The 20452-nt window shown below is 46.0% G+C and carries 19 protein-coding genes and 1 pseudogene; 7 read left to right on the forward strand and 13 right to left on the reverse strand.

Translation table 11 applies throughout. The features are described from left to right. Positions 1 to 79 precede the first annotated feature (79 nt). The 3 genes and pseudogenes from NC996_RS22640 to NC996_RS22650 all read left to right on the forward strand — a co-directional run bounded on the left by NC996_RS22640 (position 80) and on the right by NC996_RS22650 (position 3132). Positions 80 to 1005, forward strand: a pseudogene (locus NC996_RS22640) (IS982 family transposase). A 210-nt stretch (positions 1006 to 1215) separates the two neighbouring features. After that, positions 1216 to 2247 carry a glycosyltransferase family 2 protein gene (locus NC996_RS22645; RefSeq protein ID WP_190687251.1) on the forward strand — a complete coding sequence of 344 codons (1032 nt, stop codon included), beginning with the start codon at positions 1216 to 1218 and terminating at the stop codon, positions 2245 to 2247. Between the two features lie 174 nt (positions 2248 to 2421). Continuing rightward, positions 2422 to 3132, forward strand: a complete 711-nt coding sequence (locus NC996_RS22650; RefSeq protein WP_190687253.1) for a VTT domain-containing protein — start codon at positions 2422 to 2424, stop codon at positions 3130 to 3132. Between the two features lie 14 nt (positions 3133 to 3146). On the opposite strand, the gene NC996_RS22655 is transcribed toward NC996_RS22650, so the two are convergent. The 3 genes from NC996_RS22655 to NC996_RS22665 form a co-directional block, all read right to left on the reverse strand. Next, on the reverse strand, positions 3147 to 3395 hold the full coding sequence (locus NC996_RS22655; RefSeq protein WP_190687255.1) for a hypothetical protein: 249 nt from the start codon (positions 3393 to 3395) through the stop codon (positions 3147 to 3149). Between the two features lie 55 nt (positions 3396 to 3450). Then, positions 3451 to 5106, reverse strand: coding sequence for an abortive infection protein (locus NC996_RS22660; protein ID WP_190687257.1), 1656 nt, complete (start codon positions 5104 to 5106; stop codon positions 3451 to 3453). Positions 5107 to 5552: 446 nt separating this feature from the next. After that, positions 5553 to 6242 carry a hypothetical protein gene (locus tag NC996_RS22665; protein ID WP_190410893.1) on the reverse strand — a complete coding sequence of 230 codons (690 nt, stop codon included), beginning with the start codon at positions 6240 to 6242 and terminating at the stop codon, positions 5553 to 5555. Positions 6243 to 6900: 658 nt separating this feature from the next. Here NC996_RS22665 and NC996_RS22670 point away from each other — a divergent pair. Both NC996_RS22670 and fmt read left to right on the forward strand, forming a co-directional pair. Beyond that, on the forward strand, positions 6901 to 7758 hold the full coding sequence (locus tag NC996_RS22670) for an OmpA family protein (RefSeq protein ID WP_190687259.1): 858 nt from the start codon (positions 6901 to 6903) through the stop codon (positions 7756 to 7758). Positions 7759 to 7837: 79 nt separating this feature from the next. Beyond that, positions 7838 to 8836, forward strand: a complete 999-nt coding sequence (gene fmt / locus NC996_RS22675; RefSeq protein ID WP_190687261.1) for a methionyl-tRNA formyltransferase — start codon at positions 7838 to 7840, stop codon at positions 8834 to 8836. A 352-nt stretch (positions 8837 to 9188) separates the two neighbouring features. Here the strand turns inward: fmt and NC996_RS22680 are convergent, their stop codons facing one another. The 5 genes from NC996_RS22680 to NC996_RS22700 form a co-directional block, all read right to left on the reverse strand. Next, entirely contained in the window at positions 9189 to 9443 is a 255-nt protein-coding gene (locus tag NC996_RS22680; protein ID WP_190687325.1) for a hypothetical protein, read from the reverse strand. A 60-nt stretch (positions 9444 to 9503) separates the two neighbouring features. Beyond that, positions 9504 to 11267: a hypothetical protein gene (locus NC996_RS22685; protein ID WP_190687263.1), complete on the reverse strand. Its 1764-nt coding sequence runs from the start codon at positions 11265 to 11267 to the stop codon at positions 9504 to 9506. An 81-nt stretch (positions 11268 to 11348) separates the two neighbouring features. Beyond that, positions 11349 to 11834 (reverse strand): hypothetical protein, encoded by a 486-nt coding sequence (locus tag NC996_RS22690; protein WP_190687266.1) that lies wholly within the window; start codon positions 11832 to 11834, stop codon positions 11349 to 11351. A gap of 14 nt (positions 11835 to 11848) precedes the next feature. Further along, on the reverse strand, positions 11849 to 12157 hold the full coding sequence (locus NC996_RS22695) for a hypothetical protein (RefSeq protein ID WP_348260023.1): 309 nt from the start codon (positions 12155 to 12157) through the stop codon (positions 11849 to 11851). Positions 12158 to 12235: 78 nt separating this feature from the next. Then, positions 12236 to 12406: a hypothetical protein gene (locus tag NC996_RS22700; RefSeq protein ID WP_199303176.1), complete on the reverse strand. Its 171-nt coding sequence runs from the start codon at positions 12404 to 12406 to the stop codon at positions 12236 to 12238. Positions 12407 to 12424: 18 nt separating this feature from the next. Here NC996_RS22700 and NC996_RS22705 point away from each other — a divergent pair, with 18 nt between their 5' ends. After that, positions 12425 to 12604: a hypothetical protein gene (locus tag NC996_RS22705; protein ID WP_199303178.1), complete on the forward strand. Its 180-nt coding sequence runs from the start codon at positions 12425 to 12427 to the stop codon at positions 12602 to 12604. Between the two features lie 53 nt (positions 12605 to 12657). Here NC996_RS22705 and NC996_RS22710 read toward each other — a convergent pair whose 3' ends face one another. The 5 genes from NC996_RS22710 to NC996_RS22730 all read right to left on the reverse strand — a co-directional run bounded on the left by NC996_RS22710 (position 12658) and on the right by NC996_RS22730 (position 18084). After that, positions 12658 to 13539: a KGK domain-containing protein gene (locus NC996_RS22710; protein ID WP_190687272.1), complete on the reverse strand. Its 882-nt coding sequence runs from the start codon at positions 13537 to 13539 to the stop codon at positions 12658 to 12660. A gap of 121 nt (positions 13540 to 13660) precedes the next feature. Further along, on the reverse strand, positions 13661 to 14734 hold the full coding sequence (gene ccsB, locus NC996_RS22715; RefSeq protein ID WP_190687275.1) for a c-type cytochrome biogenesis protein CcsB: 1074 nt from the start codon (positions 14732 to 14734) through the stop codon (positions 13661 to 13663). Positions 14735 to 14968: 234 nt separating this feature from the next. After that, positions 14969 to 16696, reverse strand: a complete 1728-nt coding sequence (locus NC996_RS22720) for a DUF3352 domain-containing protein (protein ID WP_348260024.1) — start codon at positions 16694 to 16696, stop codon at positions 14969 to 14971. Between the two features lie 99 nt (positions 16697 to 16795). Continuing rightward, entirely contained in the window at positions 16796 to 17956 is a 1161-nt protein-coding gene (gene cofH / locus NC996_RS22725) for a 7,8-didemethyl-8-hydroxy-5-deazariboflavin synthase subunit CofH (protein ID WP_190687281.1), read from the reverse strand. Further along, positions 17953 to 18084: a hypothetical protein gene (locus NC996_RS22730; RefSeq protein ID WP_277878891.1), complete on the reverse strand. Its 132-nt coding sequence runs from the start codon at positions 18082 to 18084 to the stop codon at positions 17953 to 17955. Before NC996_RS22730 ends, cofH begins: the two co-directional genes overlap by 4 nt. Before the next feature lie 640 nt (positions 18085 to 18724). On the opposite strand from NC996_RS22730, the gene NC996_RS22735 reads away from it, so the two are divergent. Further along, positions 18725 to 20416: a dolichol-phosphate mannosyltransferase gene (locus NC996_RS22735; protein ID WP_199303179.1), complete on the forward strand. Its 1692-nt coding sequence runs from the start codon at positions 18725 to 18727 to the stop codon at positions 20414 to 20416. Positions 20417 to 20452: the final 36 nt, after the last annotated feature.

Here is a 20452-nt window from a genome sequence, read left to right on the forward strand (position 1 = left end):
TATAGCACTGTCTGCCTCGACGATGTCCGTTCTTAGCGGTTTGAGTGGAGTTACATTCAGGGCATTTCATCCTTCTATTATACCAAATCTAGCATTACTCTTTCAGCAACGCCTCGAAGAGTTTATCATTGCGGTCTTTTTGCTGTGTGGACGACTGGCTCAAGGAGGTCACCCAGGGGCAACCGATTTGATCCAAAGGATTTGCTCCAGCCCTGGCTGATAGTGAGGTGATCACTATGGAAATTGTGGCAGAGTACCAAGGAATTGATGCAGACCAAGCAATTTAGCGGTATTTCCGTCGTCATTGGTTGACATGGTTTCCATGTTTGAACAGTCGATCTGCCTTTGTCCGGCAGGCAGCGAACTTGTGACAGTACAAGGAACTACTCCAGCAACGCTCCTTCAGTCGAGTTGGGAGCTTTTGCCGATAGCGTGCATCTAGTGGATGGCATTCCCATTCCCCTGTGTTGCTTTAGTCGTGTCCCCCGCGGTCGCAGTTTTAAGGGCGAAGCTGCTTACGGCTACTGTGCGGCGAAAAAGCAGACCTACTAGGGCTTTCATGGTCATTTGCTCATCAGTGCCACAGGCGTGATTACAGGCTTCACTCTCACGCCTGCCAACGGTAGCCAACGCGAAGCATTGTGGGAATTGTGGGATATGGTGCAGACGATTCACGGGTTACTGATTGGGGACAAGGGCTATCTCTGTGCTGCACTTCAGCAAGAACTCAGACAGGTCGGTGTTGAACTAGAAACTGCCTTGCGTGCCAATATGCGCGACACTCGTGACCCGGCTGGGGTGGCGCTACTCAAACGAACGCGACGACTCATTGAAACGGTAATTGGTCAATTAGTTGAACGCTTCTCAATTGAAAAAGTTTGGGCACGCGACCTGTGGCACCTGAGCAGTCGTCTCAACCGCAAACTGCTAGCTCATACGGTCTGTCGATGGTTAAACCGCCACAGTGCTGAACCGTTGCAGTTCGAGCAGCTTGTGTCACACTAGTCTTAGTCGCACATCGCGTTATATAGATAATTCTTAACAAAACAGCGATCGGGATCGCGCCCAGGAGCAACATTTCCAAGGACAACCAGCGCCGCGATGATTTAGGAACTGTGAAGCTTCGGCTCATAATATTGATGAAATTAGAATTTAGGTTAAAGTGCAGTCAAGTTAGGTGAAACTTGACATATATTAGCTTGTCTTTGTTTTTTTATGTCCTTAGATATTGAACCAGTAGAACTCTCTGTGGTAATACCGCTTTACAACGAGGAGGACAATATTGACTACTTGTTTGAGCGGCTGCTATCGGTACTGGAAACTGTAAATACGACCTACGAGATTGTTTGCGTCAATGATGGCAGTAAGGACAATACCCTAAAGTGTCTAATTGAGCGTCATTATCGTAACCCAGCGATTAAAGTCGTCAACTTGTCCCGCAACTTTGGCAAAGAAGTCGCCCTCAGTGCTGGACTTGACTATGCTGCGGGTGCTGCCGTAATTCCAATTGATGCCGACTTGCAAGATCCGCCAGAGTTAATTAAGGAACTGGTAGACAAATGGCGCGAAGGCTATGATGTCGTTTATGCAACTAGGCGATCGCGTGATGAAGGTTGGCTGAAAAACTCTACAGCCAAAGCTTTCTATCAGATAATTGGCAAGATGAGTCGCGTCCCCATCCCCCGCAATACCGGGGACTTTCGGTTGCTCGATCGGCGTGTGGTAGAAGCCATCAAGCTACTGCCAGAACGAACCCGGTTTATGAAAGGACTCTTTGCTTGGGTGGGTTTCAAGCAAACCTCTGTTTTATTCGATCGTCCCCCACGTTATAAGGGAACCACAACGTGGAACTACTGGCGTCTGTGGAACTTTGCCCTAGATGGGATTACTTCCTTTAGTTTTCTCCCTTTAAAAGTGTGGAGTTACGTGGGCGTTACGATATCTTTTTTGTCATTTATTTACGCTAGCTTTTTATTCTTGCGCACTTTAATTTATGGGATCGATCTTCCGGGTTATGCTTCCATCATGGTTGCAATATTATTTTTGGGAGGTATCCAGTTAGTGACACTGGGGATCATTGGCGAGTATCTTGGTCGTGTCTACGAAGAAGTCAAAGGACGTCCGCTTTATTTAGTGCGTGAAGCTTATGGTTTCAAGAGCCAAGAGTCAACCGAAAAGCGTCACAAATCAGAAATTAGCACTCAAGAGTATTTAGTAATATCTGAAGAACGAATAAGCAAGGACTGATCGCGAATAACTCCGGGCTTACGCGCTGAAAGCTTGAAGCCTAGCTCCCCCTAAGCTCCCTGAAAAAGGGGGGAAACCGGAAAAGTCCCCCAATTTATCGAGGGATTTAGGGGGATCTCTGCGTAAGTCCTATTACTAATGACAAATGATTAATGGCTAAAAACAAAGGAGTTTTTGTTGAACGCTAAAAGTGGCATTTTCCTATTGACTGCCGTCTGCATTGTAGTGACGGGACTCGCAGTATATTTTTTGGGAGGTATCGATCCAGCTCAACTCCAAACATGGCTAAATCAAGCTGGCATCTGGGCACCGATTATTTATATCGTTTTCTATACCTTGGCGACACTGTTAATCTTGCCTTCTACAGCACTAAATCTCACCAGTGGCGCAATTTTTGGTCCTTGGTTGGGGACGCTTTGGACGAGTATTGCCGCCGTGATTGCAGCTGTAGTGGCTTTTGCCTTTACGCGTACGGTGGGGCGTGAATTTGTCGTTCAAAAGTTAGGCGGACGCTTGCAAGCGATTGATTCAGAGATGATTCAGGGTGGCTTATTCTATATGTTTGCCATCCGCCTACAGCCAATTATTCCCTACGGCTTAGTTAATTTTGCTGCTGGTTTGACTTCAATTCGCTTTCGGGATTATCTGCTGGGAACTATTCTCGGAACCATTCCCGGAATTTTGCCATTTGTAATGTTAGGAAGTTACGGCTTACGGGCGCTAAAAACGGGTGATTTCTTGCCCTTAATTGGTGCCTTGCTATTAATTGCGATGTTGGTTGGGGGCGCGACTTGGTATCGTCGTCGCCGTACCAATCCTCGAAAAGCTTTAGAAGAGATCGAACGGAAGCGCCTTCAAAATCCTCTAGACAAAACAGACGAGTAGCGATCGCATTCAGATTAACCTTGTCTATTTTCAGGGGAACACCAGGGAGATACGGGTTCAGTTCTTGCCTGCTGGATTAACTTGAGAATTTGCGATTCATCACATCCATAGTTTGCTAACAACTGCTGAGCTTGCTTTTTAGCATCATCAACAGATACGCCGAAAGCGATTATTTCTTCCTCTTGGCGTCCGGTGACGCTATCAATTGCAATAACGCAGCTGTAAAGTGGTGGTCGCTCCTGCTGTATTGGTTGCTGCACCATTGCTACTCGTGCCTCCTGGTAGTTTCTGCTGTTTGATGGGATGGATAAATTTTTCTCAATTCGTGCGGTGCCCTAAAAGTGCCGTAGGGGCACGAGGTACAATATCTGGATTAAAACCCCCCACTTGGTTCGTCCGGATTATCCACAAAGTCGCACCATTGTTCAACAAAATCGTAGCAATTTCATCATGCGCCCGTCGAGGTAACATGGTTCGCCAAGTTGTTGCTGCCTTCAAGACAGTGGTAAGGGTGCCGTCCGCTGTCCTGGTTCCTGCTAAATTCTCAGCGTTTTCTTGCCAATCGGAACGAATAATCCCTAGGGGTGCTAATTGCTTTTCAAGCGATCGCCCTAATTTCACGAGTTGCTGAAATCGTAAGGTTTGAGCGTCGGTAGGATGACGTCGCAACCACTCTTGAATCCGAGGATTCGACGCCACCTGTTTCTCTACCTGCTTAATCGTCACAAAAAGCGCTTGGTTAGCATCTTGTACGCAAGAAGTTGAGGGTGTCACCACTGAACTACCCGTTCCATCTCCAATCCGGTAGCGTGCCATCATAATATCCAACTGGCGCATAAATTCTTTCATAGGTGACAGTTGGATGCCATCAAAATCATAATCTTGCGTCACAGCATCGAGCTTGACGATCGCATCGGATACAGGCCGATTTCCCAGCCAACCCCGCTGCAAATCTCCCATATAAGTAGACCATTTCATGGTGCCAGCAATAATCCCATCGGGATTATGGGCGTAAACTTGCCGATACTCGATGTCAAAGCGTAACTCATCCGTGAAGCGATCGCGCACGACTGTCGCAATGCCATAAGCAAAATGTCCCGTAACTACGCCCAGCGGTTCGGGTTCGGGTTTTTTACCCCCAATTCCACCGTATGTATGAAGGACAATTGCTCGATCTCCCTCGCGCCATTTCGATACCGCCTCGTTAAATTGTTGACTTTTTGGATCGAGTAAAACTATCTTGGCGGTTCCTTTTTGACCTTCAGTACCTTTCCAAAGTTCTTTTTTCAGATAGGAATTAGCAGATTTCCGATTTACCCGCACTTCATCCGGTTGCAAACGCATCAGGGCGCGGGGTTCAATTGCCTGGGTGACAAATATTCCCTCGGCATCTTTTGTCCCATAAATGTACCAGCCTGCGGAATTGAGGGGAGACTTTTCAATTCCTCGATTTGTTGACCGAGAAATTCCATTGCGGTCAGATGGCACTTGAGGAATCCGAATTGTTTCTAAAAGGCCATCAAATTGTTTTGTTTTTTTATTAAAGTGACGCACAACAAAGCGATCCGAAGGAGACGCTGCGCTAACGCTATCTGCTTTCTCTCGTTTAATAATTGTCACTAAAGCATAAATCCGACCCGTGACTTGTACGGGTTCTTGGGCAATCTTCAGCGAGGGACGTTCTTTTTGGTGATTGGTGACAACTACAGGGTTTTTGAGTTCCACGACGACATCATCTTGAGGTCGCGCCCCAGCCAAGGATTCTAAGGGATCAACATTTTGCCAGTTATTTAATCGGTCAGGATGTAAATTTCCAGTTTTTTTACTATCTTCAGTTGCTTGAATAAACTTGACATCTTGCGTTACAGCCTGGACGAATTTTTGCGCTTCTGAGTCCCGGCTCCACTCTAAATTTACAATTTTTCCTACTAAGTTCTGATGCGCGGAATCTGCATTATAAACTTCAAAGAGCACCGATTTTCTAAGCTGTCTCTGCTCTTTCGGTAGTAATATTAGGCGTCCTGTCCACACGCTGACGGGTTGATAAACACTCGATGAGATAGGATAATTAACCGGATAAGAATTTGGTTGATTTAATTGATTTTTGAGGTAAATTTCATAATTTGATATATTGTTTTTGTTAGCAGAATTTTTTAATGTATAATAAATAAAAAAGCCCGAACCCAAAAGCAAAAAATTCAGGCTAACGAAAACTCTTAAAAAGACTCGTTTAAATCGTTTAGACTTAATCAAAGATTTAATCAAAATTTAATTTAAAAATATATAAATATTGGCAGCTCTAAGCTAGATTCATCAGAAAAAAAGAAGGATGAAGTTTAAAATTCCGGCTGACAGTATGAGTAAAAAACTTTTTCTGTCACCTTCAATCTTTTTCATCCTTCATCCTTGATTTTGTTCCTTTAGAAATGAGCCTGTGGCCCTGCCCAAGAATGGGTAATCGTCTGACCAAAAATGAGGGGTTGATCCTCAATTGCGGCTACGGTTTGACCCTTCAAATCAACAGCCCATAGAGGCCACTCTTCCTCACCCAATTCGCCTGCTCGAAACAGAACTTGGTCGGGATTAGTTTGACTCCAGCCTAACAACACCGCGTTGGTGTAATCATCGCGGTCAGGAGAGAGAGTCGTAGTACGATTCTGCTGACGATCCCAAACAACGGCATAGTCAGAAGCATCGGACGTACTAAATAAACCTTCAAATTGCCGTGCTAAGACGCGATCGCCTTTCGCCGACCACGAAATGGGGATCAAGATGGCGATGATCCCCGGCATATCCGCTTCTTCGTTACTGACAAAGGGATTGTCAGCCAAAGGAGAAGACGCCGAGATCGTTCGTAAATCCCCTGTCCTCAAATTTTCTACAAACATGACGCTGGAAATGCGGCATTGGTACAACTCCGGTTGCACCTGCAACTGAATCCGGCTGTAAGCAGCATACTGACCATCAGGAGACACTAAAGAGGGGCTGCGATAGTAACGTACCCCAGTGCCGCCGTTGGCGGTAACTTCTGCATGAGTAGTCATTACCCAATTCCACGGGACGGGATGAGGGCTATCGAGGGGGTCGATTTGCACTACTGCTTGAGTCATGTCGGGAGCAGCTTCAGATAATTCCTTTCGGGCTTGCGGATATTGCATGGTAGAGGGACCTGCGATTGTAGACGCAGCCGTGCCAGCTAAGGCAAATGAGCTAGGAGCCATCAGCAGCGCAGCCGCAATAAGCGGGAGGTATGGTTGATTAGAGCACCATCCTGAGCGGAAGAGGCGAATGAACATTGATTGGGGGTGGGGTTGCTAAACGGCGTTTCTTGTGTGAGGAGCAACGCCCAAGGAACGGTGCAGCGTCCCTATATCTATATGTATATCCACAAAACCTGTCAAAAAAAACAAAAGATGTAAAAAAATTTATCATATCTCAATGAATCCGGCTTGATGGGTGAAACACCTTATCGCTCTTGTTATGATATTTTTCCACAAGACGGTCGAAAAGCGATTAAAAATTAATCTAAGGCAAGAAATTTTCTTGGGGGCAGGTTGACTGATTTCTACATACTTGCCTAGACAGTGACTGAGGGCTACCTAATAACATCACAACGGCACTCCAGGGTTATATCCCAAAAGTATTCCCAAATGTCTCTTCGCGCAAGTTAATAATGCGATCGCCCATTTTTATTGCCTCGGACAACGAAAAAAGCTTAATCGCATTATCGAGTGTTAATCTGTTGTCTGGATAAAAATAGGAAAACGGGTGACAAAACAAGAAGCACCATTTGCCGATAACACTTCTCCTCGCCAATCTACAGGCATTGGGCGGTTTTTACTGGTTTTACTCTGGCGAGTGCTGTTGCTGGGGGTGGGAGGTGGCTTGGCGTGGCTGTTCGGTCTCGTCCTCGCGGGAGTCTTTCCCGACCTGACGCCAGAGGTGCCCCTAGTTGTGAAAGTGCTACGCCGCGCCAAACTAGAGACATCCACCGCCTCCTCTACTTTTAAGCCGTCCCCTGCTGTCACCAGCGTCAGTCCGCCAGTAGAACTGAGTGCGGAACAAAGACGGCAACTGGAAGCAGAGCTGCAACAGTTACAGGCGCAATTGCAAGCACTGCGCGATCGCACGACTAAACTGGAAACCCAAGTCGGTCGCCAGAGTTCCAGCGAACCCCTCGCCGCACGTCTACAAGAAATCTCCCAGCAACTTCAAGGCGATCGCGTTCCCAATTCCAATCAAGTCACTACCGCTTCTAGGGTTTCTCTACCATCGGATGCTTTGAAAGCCACCCTACCTAGCGACTTGTTATTTAAAGACAGCGATAGCGTTCTGCTACCACAGGCACCCGTAATTTTAGACAATGTCATCGCCGATTTACGGAACTACCCAGGTGCCACAATTCAAATTGCTGCTCACACCGATGACGTTGGTGAATCTACAGACAATCAAGCGCTATCGTTTCGACGCGCCCAAGCTGCTGAGCAGTATTTATTCACTGCTTTGGAGAAAAAATATCGCATGATTGTTGTTGGTTACGGCGAAACTTTTCCCTTAGTAGAAAATAATAGCGATACCAACCGACAACGAAACCGCCGCATCGAAATTGCGATTATTAACCCTTAGTTTTTACTTTTTTGCTAATGGTTAAGGGAAAAATTGCTTTTCAATCAAGACCAATTACCAATTACCGTTCCCTAAGGAAATGAAAGTCATATTTTTTGGCACCCCACAATTTGCCGTCCCTACTTTAGAACGGTTACTCGCTAATCCAGAATTTGAAGTTTTAGGTGTGGTTACCCAGCCGGATAAACGCCGGGGACGGGGCAACCAAATGATGCCTTCTCCAGTAAAATCAGTCGCCTTGACGCATCAGCTACCTGTTTGGCAACCGCAGCGGATTAAAAAAGACGAGGAAACGCTCGCTCAGCTAAAACAGACAAATGCAGATGTTTTTGTTGTGGTGGCATACGGACAAATTTTGTCCCAACAAATTCTAGATATGCCCAAATTGGGTTGCATCAACGTACACGGCTCGATCTTACCCAAGTATCGGGGTGCTGCTCCCATCCAGTGGTGCCTCTATCATGGCGAGACCGAAACGGGGATCGCAACGATGCTGATGGATGCGGGGATGGATACGGGGGCAGTGCTGCTAAAAGCTTATACGCCGATTGGACTGTTGGATAATGCTCAAGATTTGGCGCAAAAGCTTTCCGAGATTGGGGCAGATTTATTAGTAGAAACCCTCCTGAAGCTGGAACGCCAGGAAATTGAACCAATCCCCCAAGATGAATCGCAGGCGACTTATGCGCCGCTGATTAAAAAACCGGATTATTGTCTTGATTGGTCGAAAAGCGCGATCGCATTACATAACCAAGTCAGGGGATTTTTCCCGGATTGTGTGGCAACATTTCGGGGGAATCCGCTCAAAATCAGTGCCACTGCTCCTCTAGGAGAGGCTTACTGGCAAATCGCCCCAGAATTAAAGGCGCTATCGGATTGGTCTTCCTTGTCCTCTGGTTCGGCACATCCAGGCGAGGTGGTGAGCATTGCCAAAGGATTTGGCCCAATTGTTCAAACTGGCGATGGACTGTTGCTATTGCGAGAAATACAGATGGCTGGAAAACGCCCTCAGTCTGGTTGGGACTTTGCGAATGGAACTCGCTTAACAGTGGGGGAGAGATTGGATTTTGAGGTTTGAGTTGGAGAAGACTGGCAGCGATAGCGAAGCGCTGACTTGTCAGTTCGCATCTAAATTTTGAATTCCTCGTAGTCCATCTTCGTTGATGTAGCGCTGCAACTGACCGCTGGTAATCCCGCTTCGCTCAAACTCATCAAGCTAAACTGATTGTCCCGGTCGCCGCAGCGATCGCAACCAATTCATCTCATCTTATGGAATGGGATACAACCATTTGCGAAATAGTTGTATTAAACGCGGCATGACCAGGTAGGTAAGCAAAACATGACATCTTTTTAAAGGTCAAGAGGGTGGAAAGCTTTTTTCCTCGATCTCTTGAGCGCTTTGTCACCTCTTGAGGAGTTCCCCTTTACAATTAATTCTCAAACCCTTGGGGAGTGACTTCTATGCTGGGGACTTCGGAACGAAGGGGATAGGTGTTTTCAGCGAGAGTAGTGATAGTATCGCTCTCTGCTGTTTTGAGTTCTTCTAACACCTGAATAGCCCCAGCGATTCGGAGAAGAGTTTCTCTCACACTGGTTTGTTTGGTCTCTAAGTCAGCGAGTACTTTTTGACCAGATTCAAATTCGGCTTTAAGTTGTTGCAGGCGTTGTTGGAGTTGTTCTTTCATGGATTGTTAGAGATATGAAAATACCAATTACAAGCCGAGCTTTCAATGAGAATTTTCAACTCATAGCTTCATAATAATAGCAAGTGCATAAAAGGGTGGTCTGTTTTCATGTGGTTGATCTCCACCAACTTGTTTATTCAAACCAACCGTAAATAAATCTGGCTCATGTGGAGAAGAATCCGAACTACCATGGTAAGTCCTTTCTCCAGTAACTTGTAAAAGGTACTTGAAATTTTCATTACTATGATCGTGTAATGGCATTTCATCAATTGTTAAGCGGTGAAATTCTTCTCCACCTGTAGCATTGACAGTATATTTGCTGCCAGCACCAACGATAAATCTATCTCTTAAATCTGGTGTTCCATTTTGACCATCACAAAGTGCCCAGCCATTAGGAATTTGATTAGCTTGTCCCGACCACATCATAATCATCCCTCTGACAACAGCACTCTGACTCTCAGTGTCTACAGAGTTTTTAACAGCCGTGTCTAAATATGATATGACTGCTGCAATTGTTGGGAGAGACGTTTCGTTTTCTTGATCGTTCTCCAGGATCTCATCTTTGATCCCCTTGACCGCCTTATTGTTTATTGTTAACTGCGTTGCGGTGAGCTGTGCTGCTGTGAAATTTTCGTTGCTGTCACCATTTCTCTTTGCTTTTGTGTCCGCATAGTCTACCGCTGCTTTCACGGTGGGCAATGCCTTATCCGCATTATCTTGTGTTCCTTCACTAATTTCATTAACAATGTTGTTGACCCTAATGACGGGTTCCTTGTTCTCTACATTACCAAGCTGAAGAGGACCAACTATATGTACGTCGTGAAAATATCCTTTCTTTTCAATCACCAACCCCCCGGTTATCTTTAAACTCCCATCCAGAAGGGCTTTATCTGGAGTTTCTCCGTCCCGCGATCTTAACGTCACTCCATTGTTTATTGTTAACTGCGTTGCGGTGAGCTGTGCTGCTGTGAAATTTTCGTTGCTGTCACCATTTTTCTTTGCTTTTGTGTCAGCATAGTCTACCGCTGCTTTCACGGTAGGCAATGCCTTATCCGCATTATCTTGTGTTCCTTCACTAATTTCATTAACAATGTTGTTAACCCTAATGACGGGTTTAATGTTAGGTACATTACCAAGCTGAAAAGGACCAACTATATGTACGTCGTGAAAATATCCTTTCCCTCCAATCACCAACCTCTCGGTTATCTTTAAACTCCCTTCGAGAATGGCTTCATTTGGAAATTCGACACCACGCGCTCGCAACGTCACTCCTTTCCCATCTTCCGCAGGTAAATATATTCCTGAATACTGACGGACATCCGGAGCGATTTCTGTGACATTTTTTTCCTGAATTGTCAGCTTTGCCAATGCTATAGTGTCATCAGGTGTTGATGAGGACGAACTTAACACGAAGACTGGCTTTTCTTGCACGCGCGTATTCGTGAACTTCTCATCTCCCTGTAAATCGGTTAGCTCCTCGCTATATCTAATCGAAAAAGTATAATCTCCATCTTCGATGGTATTGTTATTGTTTGCCTCTTGCACCAAGTCTACGGCTTTCTCGTCTAGAAGGATAATTTGCCTTCCTTGGGAATCGAACGCGGTTCCTGCTGAAACCTTAACGGTTAAATCTTGATGTTTACTTACAGTCAACCCCTCAGCAATACCCGAAACATTAAGCAGGCGGTTGTGGCGGCGCTGGCGGTCTATGTGGTAGTTTTGTTCTGACTTAAAGTCATCTTCTAGTAGATACTGACCAGCAAAATAGTTAGGTCTTTTGACAATTCCTTCTTCGGTTTTTTTTGGGGTTTGTGCGTCTGGCATCTTGCTTTTCCTCTCTGTTGTATCTATGTCTATTGGGCAAAAAATCAGTAGATTTTAGAGATTATTATGAGAACAGGGTTTTTAATATTTTGTTCTCACAATTGTTTTATTTCCGCCGTTGTCTTCTTTATTCTGGCAAATCCTTAATCCGGGTTCTAATTTTTCTTTTTGGGATTGAGCGCTATCATTAAAAGTAAGGTTTAATAGGATTTGTTGAGCGCTCAAATTTTCCATGATTATATACCAATCCTTGTTAGAATTGAACTCCTGTTGTGTCACTTCATAAGAGACTTTTAACCGCTCATCGCTGCCTATTTTTTGAACATTAGGGTTCGCCTGTTCTAAATTAGCTTTGATACTGAGTCTCACACGGCTTATAGATTCTTTTCTCTGCTCAACAGTAGCGGTAATCGTACCAGGTTGCTTCAATAGGATACAATAAACATTGCCCGTGAGCCGCGTCGTTCGCACTACGCCTGGTTTGCGCCATTGTTTGCGCCAGAATAAAAATAATAAAAATAATAAAAATAATAAAACCAACTGTATAAAAGGGTGGTCTGTTTTCATGTGATTGATTTCCACTAAACTGTTTTATTCCAATCAACCGTAAATAAATCTGGCTCATGTGGAGACAAATCTGAACTAGCACGGTAAGTCTTTTGTTCAGTAACTTGTAAAAAGTTTCCGAAACTTCCATTACTACGATCGCGTGATGGCATTTCATCGCTTGTTAAGCGGTGAAATCCTTCTCCACCTGTAGCATTGACAGTATATTTGCTGCCAGCACCAACGATAAATCTATCTGTTGAATCTAGTGTTCCATTTTGACCATCACAAAGTGCCCAGCCATTTGGAATTTGATTAGCTTGCCTCGACCGCATCATAATCATACATCTCTAACAACAGCACTCTGACTCTCAGTGTCTACAGAGTTTTTGACAGCCGTGTCTAAGAGGGTGTTTGAAAAGTTAGGCAAATCGTAAAAATGTTAATCCCGTTGCGCCTTGACTATTCATGCGTTCATACAGCCGATCGCTCTGCAACGTTTTAATACAGCGCCCGGTTGCGACATCCCACAGCTTAATGGTGCGATCCTCACTGCCACTCAGTAAAATTTGACCATTGCAGCTAAAGCTCACCGAAGTTACCCAACTCGTATGCTCGTGCAACACTTGCAGACAATGCCCCGTTTGCAGATTTCACAGCCGAACGGTTTGATCGCCACTGCCACTAGCCAGATGTTGAACACTGCCATCAAATGCGATCGCTTCTTTGATGATTCTTTTTTGAAAGAGAACGAAGGGGTGCTGTTATGTGACAGCACCCCTTCTTCGTGAGTCTGATATCAGTTAGCTTGTGAGCGATGATTCCTCACCCAATTTTCGCTTCCCTACTGATTGTTACGCCAGCTAGCTTCATTCATGTCTTGCCAGACATCATCGAGTAGCGAGTCTGATGGGTTCTCTTCCTTTTCAGACAATTCTGGAAATTCCAGATCGTTCGCACCGAAACCTGATTCTCCGGTGAGATCCAGATCGTTCGCACCGAAACCTGATTCTCCGGTGAGATCCAGATCGTCCGCACCGAAACCTGATTCTCCGGTGAGATCCAATTCGTCCGCACCAAAGGCTGATTCTCCAGTGAGATCCAGTTCGTCCAGGGCGAAGGCTGATTCTGGTGCTATTTCCAAATCATCCGCACCAAAGGCTGCTTCTGGTGCCATTTCCAAATCATCCGTACCAAAGGCTGATTCTGGTGCCATTTCCAAATCATCCGCACCAAAGGCTGATTCTCCAGTGAGATCCAGATCGTCCGCACCAAAGGCTGCTTCTGGTGCCATTTCCAGTTCTTCCAAAGCGGATTCTGGCACTTCTATGAGAATTAACTCTTCCTCATAGATTAACGGTGCTTCGGCTCCAACTAACACTTCCTCATCCAAGGTGGCTGGGATCGGTGCCCTTTGTGGCTCACTGTCTTCAATGGTTGATGACTGCTGCGTCTGCGGATCTTCCGGGCAAAATTCCAAGCTAAATCTGACTTTCCCCTTTTGCCAGCCGTTGGAGCCGAATTTCAGCACTTCGCAAGGAATGCCTTGGTCGCTAAACCAGCCATCCTTTTCTTCTGTCCAGCCGCCTAAACCATATTCCAACTGCGTTCTGATTGCATCTGCGAATTCACCGACTCTGAATGTGCGGTGCCCAATTAAAATTTGGGAAGACTCATCCACAGAGAGAACTTCACCTTTGGCTAGCGAGTCGAACTGATTATCCACAACCATCTCCCCCGGTTGAATTGATAGTTTAAAGAGTTATTCCTTATTGGTCATTGGTCATCAGTCATTGCTAATGGCGAATAGCGAATTGTTAAAAGCCGTTCGCAAATTGACTAAAAGATCAAAAGAACCAACCGTAGCTGTGGAGTCCTTTTCCTAGTAAATTGACCCCAAGATAGCAAATCCAGACGACAACAAAGCCTGTCGCCGCCAAAATTGCCGGTCGTCTTCCTTGCCACCCTTTGGTGATGCGGGCATGGAGATAGGCGGCAAATACCAACCAGGTAATCAGTGCCCAAGTTTCTTTGGGGTCCCAACTCCAGTAAGAACCCCAAGCTTCATTTGCCCAGACGGCACCGGCAATAATTCCAATCGTCAGGAGGGGAAATCCCAAACCGATGATGCGGTAGCTGATGTTATCTAAGGTTTCGGCAAGGCTCAGGCGCTGGGGCGAAAGGGTTAGTAATTCAGATACCCCTTCTTGGGAAGGCTGGGAGGTCACTAAATCGAGAACGGCTGTTTTGGTGCTGCCATTGCTTTCAAAAATACGCTCCACAGCAGAAGATGACTCGCTGGTTGCTCCTTGTGGCTGGGGCACGAAATCGCTGGCGCGTTGCAGACGGTAGGGGCGTGCCGGGTCATTTTTACTGCGAAATCCGCCGGTTCCGACAGAACTGCCTCGGAGTTCGACATTCTGACCGCCACTTACCACCAAGAAAGCGATCGCAAGCAGCGATCCCACCATCAGCGCGGCATAACTGAGCATCATGACGCTGACGTGCATCATCAGCCAATTGGATTTTAGTGCCGGCACTAAAGGCTCTGACGACTGCATCGTAGATGGCAACGTCAAGGCGGCAAAAGCGGCGATACCCATTGCAATGGGTGACGTGGCGACGCCTACTAAGCGGCTTTTGCTCATGTTTTCAGCAATCAGATGGATCGTGGTAATCCCCCAAGCTAGGAAGAAGAGGGATTCATAGAGATTGCTCAAAGGGAAGTAGCCTGCGTCCAGCCATCGTGCGCCCAGTAGGGCGGCAATGCAGAGGTTTGCGATCGCCATCCCTGCCGTCGATAAAGCCCACAGATAGGGGATGCCATTGAAAGCTGCTCCTATCCAGTACATCAACATCGTCGCAAACAGGACGGCGAAGGAGATATTATCTAACCCATTCTGGAGTGCAACCAGGTTCATCTTGTATTCTTTCCAGCAATTGTTATCTAAGTCGCTCACACAAGCGCCACTTTGATCCTATCGGTTCTGGTCGCTCTGAGGCTTGGTAGAATCACCCAGGTTTAGACAACTAATTGTTATTTTTTTTAACGCTGTCATCCTGCCAAGGCAATTGCCAAGGTACGCCAAGGAATTATTGAGCTTTGCGTACCTTAGCGCGAACCTTAGCGTACCTTGGGGTTGAGAACCGAAAATTTAAGGAGAAGGGCTAGGACTGGGAGAGAGACTGGCTTTTGGCGAAGGACTGGGATCTCCAACTTTCTTCATGTTGACGAAGATATCAAAGCGGCTACTGCGATCGCTACTGATGCCACCCGTGACGCCAATGGAGCGTATCGCGTTTGTAAAGATTTTTTGATTTGGATCGACTTGCGAGAGCGACAGATTCCCGGCGTTAATGGTACGGTCAACATCAATAAAAAATAGACCGTTCTTGTCATTGAGCTGCTGAGGAATCGCTTGTTTGAATAACTCGCTGTCCGCCAAAGTCGCTTGGGGTTTGGGGACGAGGGTACTAGCAACAGGTGCCCCTAATGTCAGGAAAGCAACATTACCATCTAACCAGCCGTGAGTGGCGGCTAAGCCACCGAGTTGCGATGTCCAATTGATGATGGGTTGACCGTTGAGCGTCGTTTCTTGTACCTGAAACTTATATTGCTGTGCCATCACCTCATCCAGCTGCTTGAGAGATTTTTCAGCTCTAGGGCGATCGCTTGTTTGCACCAGGAACGCCACGCCAGCACCTAAAATCGAGGGAGTTCCTGGAGGTGTGGGAATTAAAGCTAGAGAAAACTCGCCTTTCATCCAAGGCAGCAAATCTTGCTCTAAATCTTGACCCAATTTAGACCGAATCTCGGCCTTCATCTGTTCTGGGCTAACCCGGATCAGCGGATTCGCTTGGGCACCCTGGACGTAATCTTGCCACAACTGCTGCAAATTGCCACCAGTGGTCACAATCAAAGTATTGCCGGGGAGACGCCGATGCATACTTTTGGCGTTGTTTTCCACCACATACTTTGTCTCGCTATTCGGCTTCAGCCAAGACACTCCTTTAAACAGAAGTCCCTCTGGTTCCAGTGTCACCGTCGCGCCGACTCCCTGCCTTTGTTGAACCGAGGCAAGATTTTGGGGAGAAAGCGATCGCGCCGAATAGGTGGCTGCCATTGCTGTTGCCACGGGCACATTAAAATACACTTTGGCAAACGGCGCACCCGCTTTAATCTTTCCCAAAGCCTCTGTGTAGCCTGGAGTATCCGCTAGGGAGGCCCCGCCTTTATAAGCGTCAATGACGCGCTCCGTCCCTTTCGGATCGGTGCTAACAATTAAGGAACGCTCTAGCAGCGTCGTTGAGAATTTCTGGGCGGGACTGCCTTGGGTTTCTCGAATCTTGATGCCTTTGTAAATGCGTTCAACAAACTTGCTAGAGGTCGGGTTTCTATATTTTTCTAGCGCTTGCTTTGCTTGCAGAGGATTTTCAATCGGCAATACCATCACCACCGATTGTTGACCAACCGGGACAGCATTGGGATTCTGGGGTAACTGCTGTGACAAAAAAGCGATCGTGACTTCTTTACCCACCCAAGGCTTGATATCTTGCTGGTAGTTGTAGCCGTTAGCAGTGAGGAGATTTTTTTCCAGTTCGGCGAGTTGTTTGCCAAATGCGGCTTGGCTAGCGGGAGTGCCATATTGCCGCAGTTGCTGCCATTGCTTTTCATCAGTCGAGACTGACACGGCGAGCAAGGTATCCTGGGGAACCATCTCGGCACCCACCGGGACATCAGCCTGAAATAGATTCCGCTGCATCAGCAGCCAGTAAGTTACTGCGCCGCCAGCAATCAGCAACACGGCAGCTGCCACAGTCAGAAGGGAACGTTGATTTTTCTGAGGCATAAACCAAGTCAAGAGTCGTAGGAGCTTTCGCATTCGGGCGAGCTATCTTGAGCAACAACCGACTGATTCGGATGCCAATGCTGTGCAACGCTGACGCCCGGATCTGAGTCGAGCCAAATATTAACTGCCCGCTCAGGAGAGAACAGCAACCGTGTCCCTCTTTAGCACTCTGTAGAGTGTATCCCGTTGTTGGTAAGGACGCCCTAATGAACGAATCGCTTCCTGCAAAGTTTCCACTTCCATGCAGGTGCCACCCACTGCCCCAGCCATTGTTGTAATATGCTCCTCCATTAAGGTGCCGCCGATGTCATTGCAGCCCCATTTCAGGGCTTCCACCGCACCTGCGAGACCGAGTTTCACCCAGCTGGGTTGATGGTTGGGAATCCAATTTCCTAAGAAAATTCGCGCCACAGCAGTCAGCAACAGGGCGTCTTCTAAAATTGGTTGATCTCTCCCCACCCGACGACGCAGGGGTTTGGGGGCTTCTTGACCGACGAAAGGTAATAGGATGAATTCGCTAATCCGGGCAGGATATCCTTGGGTAACAGCAGTTTGTTGGAGCGATCGCAACTTGTCTAAATGCTGCATCTGCTGTTCTGGGGTCTCAATATGACCGGAAAGCATGGTGCTAGTGGTTGGCATTCCCAACTTGTGTGCTGTTCCCACAATTTCCAGCCAAGTTGCGGTATCCAGCTTTTCCGGACAAAGGACGCGCCGCACTTCATCGTTCAAAACTTCCGCCGCAGTTCCCGGCATTGAGCCAACACCGGCATCTCGCAGCGCCGCAATCACCGACTCGTAGCTAAGACCATCTTCCCTGGCAATAAATTGCACTTCCTGGGGGGAGAAGGCGTGCAGGTGCAGTTGGGGAAATTCCTCTTTGATTGTCTTCACCAGTTGCAGGTAATAAGGCAAAGAAGCACCATTAATTTTTGCCCCAAGATGGAGTCCCCCCTGCATACAAATCTCAGTTGCCCCCCGCCGGACTCCATCAGCCGCTTTTTCCAAAATTTGGGGACTCTCTAACCAAAATGCGCCTTCTTCGTCTTCATCCCGGCGAAAGGCGCAGAAACTACAGTGCTGTTCGCAGATATTGGTGAAGTTAATATTGCGATTGATTACGTAGGTGACAGTCTCACCCGCTTGCCTGAGTCGCAGCTTATCAGCTGTTTCCCGAATCGCTGACTGGACATCTGGATCGGTTTGCTTTAATAGTACAACTCCCTCTTCTTGTGACAAATCGCCACCTGCCAGGGCACCCTCAAGAATGGCATCAACAGTTTTAGTCGTCACAGCACTTCCCGGTAAAGTAGGTCACTCTTCTCAATTTTGGCAGTAAATGTTTTTTCTGGGAGTTCGCTAGTAGCGCCAGCAGTCAGTTTCACGGGTTCATCGGGTAGCGAAATTCGCTCTAAACTCAAAATTGTGCCTAATTTTTCACCAAGCCTCTAGGTTGTTTTCTAGAATGAGCAATTTTAGGGAAATACCGAGCAATTTAATGGTATGAAATAGAAATTATTTATAATCGGACACCCATAAGCGCAGTAGCAAATCGGCTGGAGAAAGAGTTAGCTATTGTGTCAGGAAATTGCTTACAAGCATTGAATCAAAATTTATCTCTCTATGCATCCGGAGGGCAGTTTAGTTAAATTATAGGTTTGTTAGGAAGACTATCGATGAAAACTGTTTCTAAATTTACAGATTCTACTTAGTTTTATTAGTCGCGACCATAGTGGCTCAGCCTTTATTTCATTTCTGTATAGTTTAGACCTCACTTCACCTAATCTTTACAACTTCAGGTGAAAAATAGCCATTATTTGAAGATTTAGTAAAGATAGCCTATTCTTTGTCGTAGAATTTCAGTCTAATTGCGTAAAATATAGCGAACCTATTTTGGGGATTGCCCAACCTTACGTAAGTAGCCAATTTTTACAATACCCAAGTAAAGGGATAGTTGGTAAAAATTATGGAAGGAATCTTTACCCAAACGAGAGCCGGTTGTGAATCTTGTATTTAATATTAATGCTTGTAAATTGAGGGAATAAAAAAATGAGAAATTATATGTCAAAAACGTGGAGAGATGTTACATCCAATCCTAGCGATTCTGATAGTAAGGCTAAAATCAACCAATATAGATTTCCCTTACTCATTATTCTAGCGGGCGTTTTATTTTCAGTGTTTTTGCAATCGCAACTCCCAAATGATGTCTTTTTTAGTGGAGATGCTGGGCTTAAAGCTTTGTTAGCGAAACAATTTAGCAGCGGGCAGTTTCGCTTTGACCTGAACTTACCTGTAGAAGACTGGGTTCGGAATCTTTGGCAAAGTGGATTATACCCGTTTCAAGAACCGTTTGTCTATAACAGATTTGGGCAGTACTTCATCACCTTTCCGTTTACTTTTCCCCTTGTTACCGCACCTTTCCAAGCGCTTTTCGGCTATAGAGGATTATACGTCGTTCCCTTGATTGCAACTTGGGCTGTATGGGTAAGTTTTTATTTTGCTTGCAGACGGTTGAAATTAAACGCTTTTAGCACAGCGATCGCGCTTGCAATCCTAATTTTTGCTTCCCCTTTATCTATCTATAGCGCGATGTATTGGGAACATAGCCTCGCTGTAGCGCTTTGCTTTCACGGAATGGCAACTTTATTAATACCGGGGACAGAAGGGTTGTCTAAAAAGGATGCTGTATTAAGTGGGGTATTTATTGGCTTATCTGTTTGGTTTAGAGAAGAAATTCTAGGCATTGTCGCATTTTTGGCTGTCCTGGTTTATGCTGCATCTTTTTTAAAATTAAAAAAAGTTCAGTTTTTAGCGAGAAGAAAGGAACTCTTTGTTGTCAGCACATTTTTAACGATTGCCATCTTCTTTGTGCTGAATACATTGATTTATAAGCATCCTCTAGGAATGCATTCCGTTCAGATAGTAGAGAAATTCTCCCTAAGCGATAGATTATTAGTGGCGGTGGCAAATTTTAATCAAATGAGTTCTGGCTTGTTTGAGTATTTTCCCCTAACCTTATTTGCAATTTTATATTTAGGAGTGAGTTTATTTAGCCGACAAAAGCTAAAACTAAGCTTGGGAATGACGGTTATCTATGCAACCTGTTTCTTATTTACTGTGGCGGTTGCGGTAATGGTTCCGGCTGGTGCAGGAGGCAAGCAATGGGGACCTCGGTTTTTGCTGGTTTTGGTACCGCTAATTTGCTTGGTCGCAATCAAAGAGTTTGAATTTGTCCGGAGGTTGGCCAAAGGAAGTATTAAAAAGATAGGTACGGTTATTTTCTTGGTGCTTTTTATCATTGGGGTTTATAAAAACACCTACTCCGGCACAGCTTATCTCAGTAAAAATTATCAAGGCATTTCCCCAGCTATTCAGTTCTTGCGATCGCAACCAGAAACAGTAGTCGCGATGTCCAACCAATATGTTGCCCAAGTTCTCCAAGCACCCCTACTTGAAAAAGTATTTTTCCTGACGAAAGAACCTCAGGATTTACAAACTTTGGGCGAGGCGTTACTTGAGCAGAAACAAGAGAAGTTTATTTATGTCTGCTATTACACTCGTTCCTGCCAAATCTCTGAGAAAAAGCCTGAAGAGGTAAAGCTGCCTTTAAAAAACCAGCAGTTTACGATGGAATTCTTACCTTTAGGAAAATATGGGAATTATCCTATATTCCAGGCATCGATTGGGCAGCGATCGCCCGCAGCGCCAGCGTCATCCTCTTCTGCGGTTCCTGCCTTCAGCAATCGAAGATAAATTGTTAAGCTGTTTGCCCGTAGCGCCAGCCTCATC

Origin of the sequence: Trichocoleus sp. ST-U2, from assembly GCF_039961875.1 — a bacterium.
Taxonomy (GTDB): Bacteria; Cyanobacteriota; Cyanobacteriia; order Cyanobacteriales; family FACHB-T130; genus FACHB-T130.

Bases quoted from the DNA above. Each gene is read 5' to 3' on its own strand.
- NC996_RS22720 (WP_348260024.1), bottom strand. From the start codon at position 16,696: ATGCGAAAGCTCCTACGACTCTTGACTTGGTTTATGCCTCAGAAAAAT.
- NC996_RS22680 (WP_190687325.1), bottom strand. From the start codon at position 9,443: ATGAAAGAACAACTCCAACAACGCCTGCAACAACTTAAAGCCGAATTT.
- ccsB (WP_190687275.1), bottom strand. From the start codon at position 14,734: ATGAACCTGGTTGCACTCCAGAATGGGTTAGATAATATCTCCTTCGCC.
- fmt (WP_190687261.1), top strand. From the start codon at position 7,838: ATGAAAGTCATATTTTTTGGCACCCCACAATTTGCCGTCCCTACTTTA.
- NC996_RS22690 (WP_190687266.1), bottom strand. From the start codon at position 11,834: ATGAAAACAGACCACCCTTTTATACAGTTGGTTTTATTATTTTTATTA.
- NC996_RS22655 (WP_190687255.1), bottom strand. From the start codon at position 3,395: ATGGTGCAGCAACCAATACAGCAGGAGCGACCACCACTTTACAGCTGC.
- NC996_RS22665 (WP_190410893.1), bottom strand. From the start codon at position 6,242: ATGACTCAAGCAGTAGTGCAAATCGACCCCCTCGATAGCCCTCATCCC.
- NC996_RS22695 (WP_348260023.1), bottom strand. From the start codon at position 12,157: ATGATTATGATGCGGTCGAGGCAAGCTAATCAAATTCCAAATGGCTGG.
- NC996_RS22685 (WP_190687263.1), bottom strand. From the start codon at position 11,267: ATGCCAGACGCACAAACCCCAAAAAAAACCGAAGAAGGAATTGTCAAA.
- NC996_RS22705 (WP_199303178.1), top strand. From the start codon at position 12,425: ATGCTCGTGCAACACTTGCAGACAATGCCCCGTTTGCAGATTTCACAG.
- NC996_RS22645 (WP_190687251.1), top strand. From the start codon at position 1,216: ATGTCCTTAGATATTGAACCAGTAGAACTCTCTGTGGTAATACCGCTT.
- NC996_RS22735 (WP_199303179.1), top strand. From the start codon at position 18,725: ATGTCAAAAACGTGGAGAGATGTTACATCCAATCCTAGCGATTCTGAT.